Below are 2686 nucleotides of genomic sequence, written 5' to 3' on the forward strand. Positions count from 1 at the left end.
TCGTTTGCGGCTGCCAACCACGCGATAAGACGGTCGAATTTAGCTTGTGATAGTTCGAATCGTTGCCTATTCGCTTCGAACCAATCGAAAATGTTGCTAATACCTTTTGATTCATTCAAATCGCTACGTAACGGAATCATATTACCGTATGTTGTTCCGCCATGCCCTATTGCTAATGGTATTACATGATCCCAATGGAAAGTTTTATTACCTGTTAATGAACAACCATCTTCGAAGTATGTCCTTACTTGTTGCAATTCTTCAATAGTAAAATCATCGGGTAGTGATTTTTTAAACGCTCGTCTACGTAAAGATTTCATTACAATCTTATCTGGATTATTTTTTCGCCATTTTCGTGCAATCTCTAGCATTCTTTCTTTATTTTCTTTTCTCCATACACGACCTAACATCGCTTTCCTCTTTTTATTTTCTTTGTAATGGTTACGGCTATATTCTAATTTCCTCTCTCTATTTTCCATATGGTAATTGTGATAGTATTTTGCTAGTCTTTCTTTATTTTCATCACACCACTTACGTTGATACTTTGTAATTCTTTCTTTATTTTTCTTACAGTACTCAAACTTACATTCCTTACATTGTGAATACCTTCCTCCAAGTGACCTTCTTGCTTTGTGAAAACCACTCTCTAATGGCTTCCAACATCCACACTTTGTACATTCCTTTCCGACGACCATTACGCCATTTATAAAACGTTCTGTTAAGCTAGATCGGACACGTAACTCCCTGGATGTACTTCTACAGTCCTTACAATATGTGTGCACCCCCCCAAACCCTCTCTTACTCTTATGGAATTCTGAACTTAAAAGTTTCCACTCGCCACATTTCGTACACTCTTTTCCGACAACCACTTCACCATCAATAACCCGCTCCTCTAAAACTACTTTCTTACGCTTCCTCGGCTTCCGAAACTCCTGCGTCTTCGCCACGCCCGCCTTACTCATTTATTAGCGCCTCCTTAACGAATTTCTCCTCATAATACTTCGTTACTGCATCGACATCCTCTCCGGCTAGAACAGCGCCACATCTACGAAGCTCTAATCCGTATTGACACTCCTGATAACACTTCACTTCTACATCGCTCAACTTCGATAGGTTGTTAAAAGGGCATCCGGAACACTGATTGTCTAAGATGTGGAATGTTTTACTACGTGCGTCTTCCTTTTCATCTTTCATATACTCACGTTTCGGAAATTCCTCTCTATCTTCCGCTAGCGCTCTTAATGATTTTTCACGACCACACGACGGACACCCTGAGCCTTTTTTAAAGTGCATGTAAGCAATCGAAGGTTTCTCGTTCGGATGATTCGGACATGTGTAACGCATTTTCGTATGGTTGTTTTTATATGTCGTCTCTAGTAACGTATAGCCTCTATCCGCAAATTCTTTACGAACAACCTCTATCGTTCTAGTATTCTGCTTTCGATTGCACTTACGACAGCCACCGTAGTTTCTCTTTAAAGTGTTTGTCATAACTTCAATAATAGTATCGGGATGCTTGCGACATCTACAACGCATTGGTGTATGCGCATTTACATATTCCGTTTCAAGTAAATCGTAGCCTTTAGAATCGAATAGTGCTGCGACTTGTTCCAATGTTAATCTCTTAGCCATCGTTTTCCCTCCGTTTATAAATAATCGATAATTTCTTCCGTGCTTACTTCTATATGTACCCGTTGTCTACAATGTTGCTCATCTCTCTTACGTAACTCATCGAGTATCCGCAGCAACAACCTAGATCGCATATACGAATACATAAACGCAAAGTTTAATCCGGGATACTCCCGTGTCGGCTTATAGTCGGCAAAACATGCGTCGATGAAGCGTTTCAATACTTCCTGGTTATATTCCGCAAGCGACCTCTTCAACATTCGACCTTCCATCGCATAGCTTCGAGTGACGTATGGAATTTTATAGCGCTCCTCATGTTCATGCTTTAGGTACTCTCGGAATGTCGTTACGTTCCACTTTTCGATTGGTAGGTTGCGGAAATCTTTCGTTGATATGCGGGTCATCGTTTTCCCTCCTTCGGAAATAAGCTATCGTATAACTTTCTTCGCCTATTCATTTCCGAAGTAGCAAACGCGCTGCCTAATGCCCTCTCCATTCGGTTATAAGCGGTCTGAGTATCACAACAGTATGTTTCCTGGAACCAATCTTGATATGACGGTTGTGTACCGAATATCGAATCGGTGTATGCGTTGATAATGTCTAACTGCTTAATATCGAACTTGTAACTTCCGAACTCTTTCGTAATAGATTTACCTTCGTCGATCCAAAGCCAATCTCCAAATCTCATTCCGTTACCTCCTCGTTAATATACGTTTTGGCGTGCGTAGTCTCGCAAGTATTCCGCTACGTCGTTTCTAAATGCGTACTCATATTCCCAATAGAATTCGTTTTGTTTAGCGTATTCTGCTTTTTCCTCATATTCGTCTGCATGTTTATTTAAATCGTGTTCTATATACGCCTGCTCTTTTACGTCTAACTTTTCGTACATAGTTACCCACGCTAATTCTAACGCCTTTATTTTCGCCTCACACTGTTCGATAGTCATTCCGTTCATCTTATTTCCTCCTCGTCAAATAATTGCGCATGTAATTCCTCATTAGACGCCTGCCATAAATCCCGTCCGTCTTCCGTTTTGAAAACGTTACGACGGATTAGC

The 2686-nt window shown here is 40.7% G+C and carries 5 protein-coding genes; all 5 read right to left on the reverse strand.

Annotated features, from left to right (window positions below; translation table 11 throughout):
* Positions 1 to 962: hypothetical protein (locus M014_RS27630; protein WP_051588616.1), on the reverse strand; the 962-nt coding region annotated here is incomplete at its 3' end.
* Positions 955 to 1632 (reverse strand): hypothetical protein, encoded by a 678-nt coding sequence (locus tag M014_RS0120950; RefSeq protein WP_026593432.1) that lies wholly within the window; start codon positions 1630 to 1632, stop codon positions 955 to 957. The genes M014_RS0120950 and M014_RS27630, both read right to left, overlap by 8 nt.
* 14 nt (positions 1633 to 1646) lie before the next feature.
* On the reverse strand, positions 1647 to 2033 hold the full coding sequence (locus M014_RS0120955; protein WP_026593433.1) for a hypothetical protein: 387 nt from the start codon (positions 2031 to 2033) through the stop codon (positions 1647 to 1649).
* Positions 2030 to 2317, reverse strand: a complete 288-nt coding sequence (locus M014_RS0120960; protein ID WP_026593434.1) for a hypothetical protein — start codon at positions 2315 to 2317, stop codon at positions 2030 to 2032. Before M014_RS0120960 ends, M014_RS0120955 begins: the two co-directional genes overlap by 4 nt.
* A gap of 15 nt (positions 2318 to 2332) precedes the next feature.
* On the reverse strand, positions 2333 to 2584 hold the full coding sequence (locus tag M014_RS0120965) for a hypothetical protein (protein ID WP_026593435.1): 252 nt from the start codon (positions 2582 to 2584) through the stop codon (positions 2333 to 2335).
* Between the last annotated feature and the right edge of the window lie 102 nt (positions 2585 to 2686).

This window comes from Bacillus sp. UNC437CL72CviS29, from assembly GCF_000482345.1.
In the GTDB taxonomy this organism is placed as follows: domain Bacteria; phylum Bacillota; class Bacilli; order Bacillales; family Bacillaceae_G; genus Bacillus_A; species Bacillus_A arachidis.

Excerpts from the sequence above, each read along its gene's own strand:
- M014_RS0120950 (WP_026593432.1), bottom strand. The coding sequence starts at position 1,632 with ATGGCTAAGAGATTAACATTGGAACAAGTCGCAGCACTATTCGATTCT.
- M014_RS0120955 (WP_026593433.1), bottom strand. The coding sequence starts at position 2,033 with ATGACCCGCATATCAACGAAAGATTTCCGCAACCTACCAATCGAAAAG.
- M014_RS0120960 (WP_026593434.1), bottom strand. The coding sequence starts at position 2,317 with ATGAGATTTGGAGATTGGCTTTGGATCGACGAAGGTAAATCTATTACG.
- M014_RS0120965 (WP_026593435.1), bottom strand. The coding sequence starts at position 2,584 with ATGAACGGAATGACTATCGAACAGTGTGAGGCGAAAATAAAGGCGTTA.